The 7133-nt window shown below is 43.1% G+C and carries 10 protein-coding genes; 4 read left to right on the top strand and 6 right to left on the bottom strand.

The annotated features are described in order from the left end of the window. Positions 1 to 18: 18 nt before the first annotated feature. On the bottom strand, positions 19 to 189 hold the full coding sequence (locus WDZ40_00690; GenBank protein MEX0877364.1) for a hypothetical protein: 171 nt from the start codon (positions 187 to 189) through the stop codon (positions 19 to 21). A gap of 252 nt (positions 190 to 441) precedes the next feature. Here WDZ40_00690 and miaA point away from each other — a divergent pair, with 252 nt between their 5' ends. Continuing rightward, positions 442 to 1476, top strand: coding sequence for a tRNA (adenosine(37)-N6)-dimethylallyltransferase MiaA (gene miaA, locus WDZ40_00685; protein MEX0877363.1), 1035 nt, complete (start codon positions 442 to 444; stop codon positions 1474 to 1476). A 254-nt stretch (positions 1477 to 1730) separates the two neighbouring features. Here miaA and WDZ40_00680 read toward each other — a convergent pair whose 3' ends face one another. Then, positions 1731 to 2087, bottom strand: a complete 357-nt coding sequence (locus tag WDZ40_00680; GenBank protein MEX0877362.1) for a cyclic-phosphate processing receiver domain-containing protein — start codon at positions 2085 to 2087, stop codon at positions 1731 to 1733. A gap of 248 nt (positions 2088 to 2335) precedes the next feature. Beyond that, positions 2336 to 2527: a hypothetical protein gene (locus tag WDZ40_00675; protein ID MEX0877361.1), complete on the bottom strand. Its 192-nt coding sequence runs from the start codon at positions 2525 to 2527 to the stop codon at positions 2336 to 2338. Positions 2528 to 2752: 225 nt separating this feature from the next. Here WDZ40_00675 and glyA point away from each other — a divergent pair, with 225 nt between their 5' ends. Continuing rightward, a complete protein-coding gene (gene glyA, locus WDZ40_00670) occupies positions 2753 to 3976 on the top strand; it encodes a serine hydroxymethyltransferase (protein ID MEX0877360.1) in 1224 nt (407 codons plus the stop codon). A gap of 125 nt (positions 3977 to 4101) precedes the next feature. Further along, on the top strand, positions 4102 to 4995 hold the full coding sequence (locus tag WDZ40_00665; protein ID MEX0877359.1) for a bifunctional 5,10-methylenetetrahydrofolate dehydrogenase/5,10-methenyltetrahydrofolate cyclohydrolase: 894 nt from the start codon (positions 4102 to 4104) through the stop codon (positions 4993 to 4995). Positions 4996 to 5020: 25 nt separating this feature from the next. On the opposite strand, the gene WDZ40_00660 is transcribed toward WDZ40_00665, so the two are convergent. Continuing rightward, the gene (locus WDZ40_00660; GenBank protein ID MEX0877358.1) at positions 5021 to 6061 is read right to left on the bottom strand and encodes a reverse transcriptase/maturase family protein; all 1041 of its coding nucleotides are present in this window, start codon (positions 6059 to 6061) and stop codon (positions 5021 to 5023) included. Positions 6062 to 6236: 175 nt separating this feature from the next. On the opposite strand from WDZ40_00660, the gene WDZ40_00655 reads away from it, so the two are divergent. After that, positions 6237 to 6446 carry a hypothetical protein gene (locus WDZ40_00655; GenBank protein MEX0877357.1) on the top strand — a complete coding sequence of 70 codons (210 nt, stop codon included), beginning with the start codon at positions 6237 to 6239 and terminating at the stop codon, positions 6444 to 6446. A 2-nt stretch (positions 6447 to 6448) separates the two neighbouring features. Here the strand turns inward: WDZ40_00655 and avd are convergent, their stop codons facing one another. After that, positions 6449 to 6793, bottom strand: coding sequence for a diversity-generating retroelement protein Avd (gene avd / locus WDZ40_00650; protein ID MEX0877356.1), 345 nt, complete (start codon positions 6791 to 6793; stop codon positions 6449 to 6451). A gap of 60 nt (positions 6794 to 6853) precedes the next feature. Continuing rightward, positions 6854 to 7133: hypothetical protein (locus tag WDZ40_00645; protein ID MEX0877355.1), on the bottom strand; the 280-nt coding region annotated here is incomplete at its 5' end.

Raw genomic sequence — 7133 nt, 5'->3', positions numbered from 1 at the left:
TGGGTGCTTATTTGTATATTACTGTTTTTCTGTATAATCTACGTATGTGACAAAAACAACTATCGCATTAATTACTACAGCCAAAAGACCAATAATAATTCCGAATGAGTTATCTCTTGATAAACCCATGAGCATTGCGATAAATCCGCAAAATACGAAAAAAGTATGCAACATAATTCTACGGCGCATCTCTGTCTCCTTGCTCTTGAATGTACTATGGATTAGAATAACACATGTATGGATAAAATACAACCCCGCCCAAATTTTCCTTATTGCACGAGGCAACCCGCTTCGCCCAACAAGGGATGCCGCTATTCGCGGCGCGCGGGTTGCTGCATTAAACATTTAATTTTCAAGATACAAGCATAAGTAATTTTAACTAAGGGAAAATTTAAGCGGGGCGCTCAGTTTTCTAACTGCTCGCTTCGCTCGCAGAGAAAAATGGCGAAATTAATAGTCATAGTCGGGCCAACAGCCAGCGGCAAGAGTGATCTTGCTGTTTTTTTAGCCCTTCGGTTAAGCTCAGTGCAAGCCCGGAAAAAATATGGGATAGAAGGAGCTGAGATAATTTCAGCGGATTCGAGGCAGGTTTATAAGTACATGAATATCGGGACAGGGAAAATAACAAAGAAAGAAATGAAGGGCATCCCCCACTATATGCTGGATGTAGCACACCCAAGCCGGCAGTTTACAGTAGCGCAATATAAAAAAAGTGTGGAAAAAATAATCCGCGACATTCAAAAACGAGGCAAGGTGCCAATCTTGGTTGGCGGAACAGGTTTTTATATAGATAGCGTAGTTTATGATATGGACTTTCCAGAGGTTAAAGCGAATAAAAAATTACGCCACAAACTTGAAAAATTATCGGCGGAAGAACTTTTTGAAATACTAAAGAAAAAAGATGCCAAGCGGGCGAAAACTATAGAGAGTAAGAACAAAAGAAGGTTAATAAGAGCTTTGGAAATAGTGGAGGAACTTGGTAAGGTTCCTGAAAATAACTATCTGACATATTTCCACGGTCGTGGAAATATGTCAGATAGCAATACGTTAATTATTGGTATAAAAGTTGAAAAAGAGCTACTGCATAAACGTATTGAAAAACGTCTTGATGCTCGGCTTAATGAGGGCCCTTCGACAGGCTCAGGACAAGATATGATTGAGGAAGTAAGAAAACTGCGGGAAGAAGTTGGCGTCAGTTGGAAACGGCTTGAAAACTTTGGTTTAGAATATAGATGGATAGCAAAATTTTTGCAGGACAAAATTTCAAAAGAAGAAATGCAGGAAGAGTTAGCGCGCGATATAAAGCGTTATGCAAGGCGGCAAATGGTGTGGTTCAAGCGCAATAAAGATATTAAATGGATTGAATTAGAATCAAAAAAACAGTCCCGACCGCAAAGCAGTCGTGGATCCTCGATACCAAATGTATTGGGACTTGAAGAAGAAGCTGAAAAATTGATAAATAATTTTTTGTATTGAATTTTTTATATGGGATTTCGATACATCCTTCCTCGGACCGGCGGTTCTTTTGCTCCAGCGGCAAAAGCCCGCCTGCGCTCTCCCTCGCTGAGCCCTTCGGGCACCAAGCTCAGCTTTGGTCCGAGAGCTCCTCGGATAGGATGTATCGAAATCCCTCTTAATTACTTCTCATGGTTCATGGCTCCGAGAGCTACTTAAAAGGAATATTTGGTTTCATGGGGAAAAATAAAACGACTCGCGCATTGCGCGAGTCGTTACTCGTTGAGAAGGTGCTTGCGTACGTTTTTGTCATACGCTTCCATGTTGTCTCTGCCAATAGGATTGGCGGTATGGAATCGGCTTTCCCGCGGATATCTATCCAGATGCTTGTCTGCAAGCCACTTGATAATGTCGTATCCGGTAGGCTCCCCGAAACCTAAGTCGTGGTCAAAACTCATTATCTCCATTCTGCCTTCGGTAGAATTGAAAAGCTCTTCCAACTCTGTCTTGTTTCGCACCCAGACCCAGTCACGCTCGGGTTCTATCTCGCGCCAACTGGCGTCATCCCGATCCATCAACCCACCGGGAGCAAAGACCTTTGGATCTCTCATATCATCCAGCCAAACAAACATTACTTGACCTCCTTTCTACGGAGCAAAATTCATTCAGCAGAAAGGAGGTCTGCCTCCTTTCTAATGTGCTGTTAATAAAAACCTGCCCATGGGCAGGTGAATCCGCGCAGTTAGGCGATATCGGGAACCCTCCGAGTAAACTCAGAGGGAGGAGAGAGATTTCCCAATATCGCTTAACTATGCGGATTAAAAAATATGGTTGGGTTGGCACAGGAAGCGGGGTTTCCGCTTCCTGTGCCATGGTGTACTCAGTGGAGAAGACATTGTGCGCAATGCGCGGTACCCCAAAAAAGGATAGGCAACGAATGCTCGTTACACATCTCTGCCTCTCTTCCTTGAACCGGATTCTCGTAGTATCCGGCCTTACGACGCTTCTCAATTCGCGCCAGTATATCCTCCTCCGTCTTGGGGTAAGACACAACAGCATCAGATGTACTCATTTTCTTCCTTTCCTCTCCCTTGAAAGGACCCAACAGAAACTCATCAGGGAGTTTGACAAATTTCTGTGCCGACAGCTATTCAGCCATCAAGTATAGGGTCTTAAGCACCGCCATACTTCATGGCTCAATATAGTATATTCGCATCTATTTGACAACTACATTATACTATAATAAACTAAATTTGTCAATAATTTATCTATCCCTATTTAGTGTTATTCTAAATTTATGCTTGAAAACACAGACCCTGAAATACTCAAAATAAATAAAGCGGAGGAAAAGCGCCAGTTGGAAACAATAAGCTTAATCGCTTCCGAAAACTATGTCTCCCCCGCAGTGCGAGAGGCATCTTCTTCTGTTTTTACAAACAAATACTCCGAAGGATATCCGGACGCACGATATTATCCGGGAAACAAAAATGTGGATGAAATTGAAAAACTTGCGCAAAAAAGAGCGTTGGAGCTTTTTAACTTAGATGGCAGTGACTGGGCTGTAAACGTTCAACCCTATTCCGGAAGTCCGGCAAATTTTGCGGTGTACACAGCCCTCCTGGACACCCGGGATAAAGCGCTCGGAATGGCTTTGCCCGCAGGCGGGCATTTAACTCACGGGCACAAGGTTTCCGATTCAGGAAAATATTTTAATTTTATACAATACGGCATTACAGATAACGGTGTGATAGACTATGAAGAAGTAGAAAGATTAGCACAAGAACATAAACCAAAATTGATAGTTTGTGGCACAAGCGCGTATTCACAGATACTTGATTTTGCAAGGTTTTCTACTATCGCAAAAAGGATAGACGCGCTCCTTATGGTTGATATGGCGCATATTGCAGGACTTATCGCCGGAGGGGTGCACCCCTCCCCTTTTGGATACTGTGATATTGTGACCACAACCACACACAAAACTCTCCGCGGTCCGAGGGGTGCCATGATATTTTCCAAAGGAGAAGAGCTTTCCAAAAAAATAGATAAGGCAGTATTTCCCGGTCTTCAGGGAGGGCCACACAACCAGACAACACTCGCCCTTGCTGTGGCGTTGAAAGAAGCGTCCACGCCTGAATTTAAGAATTACGCGGAACAGATAACCAAAAATGCTAAACTACTCGCTCAAGAATTAAAAGATAAAGGATATGATATAGTTTCAGGAGGAACGCAAAATCATATGTTTCTTGTTGATATGACAAATAAGGGCTTAAGTGGAGGAGAGAGTGAAATATTATTGGAACAGAATGGCATCACAGCAAACAGAAACACAATACCGAATGATACGAGAAAACCCATGGACCCCTCCGGCATAAGAATAGGCACACCCGCGGTTACAACGAGAGGGATGAAGGAAGATGAGATGAAGATAATAGCGGGGTTTATTGATAAAACTTTGAAGGGTGAGGATGTTTGTAAAGAAGTTAAAGAATTGGCGCTGAAGTTTCCTCCACCCGGGTTTTAAGAGTTTGAATTTTGAATTCTGAATTTTGAATAAAATTAGAATGAATAGAATGTTTCAACCTACCTGTTTACATGCCGATTGGTATGCCGGCAGGCAGGAATTAAGAAATTAGGAATTGAAAATTTATGAGCGCAATAATTTTAGACGGGAAAAAACTAGCGGATGAAATTTTATCCGGCTTAAAAGAAGAAATTAAAGATCTCAATAAAAAAATCAAGCTGGGAATAGTTTTGGTTGGAGATGACGCAGTTTCTCTAAAATATATTGAAAAAAAGATCAAAGCAGGAGGAGAACTGGGTATTGAGGTTAAGGTTTATAAATACGATAAAGATATAACCACAAAGAAATTGCGTGAGGAGGTTGGACGGATTTGTCGCTTGCCCAATATGGGAGGGGTGCTTATACAACTTCCTTTACCCTCTCACATTAATACCCAAGGCATCCTAGACGCTGTTTTGCCCCAAAAAGATATAGATGTTTTGGGCGCAAAAGCGTTTGGAAAATTTTACGCCGGAAAATCTCCTATAATGCCTCCTACTGTTGCGGGAATTTTAAAACTTTTAGAAGAAGTCCCGACGCTCCGATGTGAAGACGTCGGAGGTCGGGATCCCGACCGCGACAAGCGCGTCGGGAAATATAACATAGAAGTTAAAGGAAGGCGTGTTGCGGTTGTAGGACAGGGCCAGCTTGTTGGAAAACCAATGTCTATTATTTTAATGCAGAAAGGAGCAACGGTTCTTGCAATAAATGAATTTACTGAAAACAAGGGGGGTTTAATAAAAAAAGCTGACATAATAATCAGCGGGGTGGGCAAACCCGGGTTAATTACAAAAGATATGCTAAAAGAGGGCGCTGTGGTTGTGGACGCAGGAACCACTGTTGAGAATGGCAAACTTGTCGGAGATGTCGCAGGTGATGTAAAAGATGTTGCAAGCTACATAACCCCGGTACCGGGAGGAGTTGGGCCGATGACAGTAGCGATGCTGTTTTGGAACCTTGTTGAATTAACTAAAAGATAGAACAAATACTCCCTCGGAGAGCATTCTACATTTTAATCAATTTAATACCCAACTCACTCTCTAATTTTTCTCTCAACCTCCATGAATTCCCCTTTTCAGCATACGCGTTCCACGATTGTATAGACGCGATATATCTTTCTTCTGGCATTTTACCATTTCCCATCTGTTTTTTGTAAGCTCTTGTTCTTTTAACAAACCTCTTGACTGTGCTTTTCCTCAATAAGCGGTGGGTGCCGTATATTCTGTACCCCAGAAAATCAATCCCGTTTTTGAGAGGAAAAACATCTGCCTTCTTGGGGTTGAATTCTAATTCAAGGTTTTTGCTTAAAAATTCCTGTATTTTGTCTTTTGTTTCGTGTAAATGCTTTTTGTCTTTGTGCGGTATTAAAAAATCATCCATATAGCGGATGTAGTATTTTTCTCTAAGGGTGTGCTTTACAAACTGGTCTAATTCGTTTAAATAGACGTTCGCGAATAATTGGCTGGTGAGGTTGCCTATTGGCATACCTTTGCCGGGCGATTCATGGTTGCTTTGTATGATTTCGTTTAAAAGCCAGAGAGTATCCTTGCAGGATATCTTCTTTTTTAGGAGGTTAAATAATGTTTTGTGGTCAACGTTTTTAAAATATTTGGATATATCGCATTTGAGGCAGTATATGTCTTTATCCGGTACCCCCGCAGGGTTTGAGGTTGAAATAGACCTCAGGAATGTTTCCAGCCGCTTTAGCGCTTTGTGGGTTCCTTTTGTTTTTCTGCAGGCATAGGAGTCATAGATAAAGGACTTGTCAAAAATTGGCTCAATTTGGCTGTACAGGGCATGGTGCACTATTCTGTCTTTGAATGGGGCGGCTTTGATTTGGCGCTTTTTTGAGTCGTGAATGGTAAATTCTGTATACGCGCCGTGTTTATATGTTTTGTTTTTCAGCTCTTTTTGCAGGTTTAAAAGATTTTCTTCTATGTTGTAGCTGTAGTTTAGTATCTGGCCCTTGTAGCGCTTTCCTTTTCTGGCGTTTAAATATGCGCTGTGCAGGTTTTGGAAATCGTAAATTTGTGAGTATAAATTCATAACAAAAAAGCCTATTAACCCAGGGCAAAGCAGTTTTTACCTCGCCGTGCATTGCCCTGGGATACGGGCTTAGTATTTTCCCACCTGCTCAACTGCAGGCTTGTGAGAAGGAACACAGCCAGTAGTATTTCGGCGCTGGCGCTTTCTCCGTAAAGAAAGCGCTCAGGCCGTGTGTGTGTTTAAAACAGTACCGGGCACAGCGGAACCCAATGTTCGTGTTCGTGTTGGAAGGCGCATTGTTGAAGTTCGCCGTGAACGCGCCGGCATTCGCGCCATTGTTCCAGTTGCCGCCGCGTATCGGGGCGCGGACGCTGTGCGGGCTGCATCCCTTCCACGCAAAGACGCGGATAACCTTACAAATTTCCACGGCCGTGGAAATTTGTAAGGTTATCCGTTCCCCTGCGCCTTTATCCATCCGCCAAGCATTTTCCCTATTTCGTTTATGTTTTCGGCGGCAAACTGGTACTGTTTTACGCTTATGAATTTTAAGTCCTTTGCCAGGCGCGTTAATACTCTTAGCTTATCCAGCTCAACGCTTATTTGTTTAAGGTGAATCAGCTTGTTTCTTTCCTGGTTTGCTTCAATAATTTTTTGGAGAATGTTTAATATTGTATTTTCTATCTGCTGGCCGAGCACAAACCTTTGGGACTTGGGAAATTTGTTTACTGTAGGATAAAGCCAAAGGATAAGCTCGTATGTTTTTTCAAAAATGGAAAGGTTGTCTAAGCTCATATAACTATATCGGCTTGGATGCAAGCATCCAAGCCGATACCAAAATTCAAAATCTACGGACTACCGGGCACAGCGGAACCCAATGCTCGCGTTCGTGCTGGAAGGCGCACTGTTGAAGTGCGCCGTGAACGCGCCGGCAACCGCGCCATTGCTCCAGTCGCCGCCGCGTAGCGGGGCGCGAATTAGTGTTCCGTCTGGCTGGCTGTACAGCTTTCCTACGCCGTAGGTTGAGTCCCATGCGTCGTCCTGGGGCCTTATGTTTGGAAAGCTTTTAAATGTTGTTAGTGCTGTGTATTCAAGCCATTCGGCTGCGGGGGTGGCGGCTTTGGGCACGTCGTTT

Source organism: Candidatus Spechtbacterales bacterium, assembly GCA_040879145.1.
Classification (GTDB): Bacteria; Patescibacteriota; Minisyncoccia; order Spechtbacterales; family 2-12-FULL-38-22; genus JAWVZY01.
The sequence above is the reverse complement of the archived record's forward strand: the minus strand, read 5'-3'. Positions and strand labels throughout refer to the sequence as shown.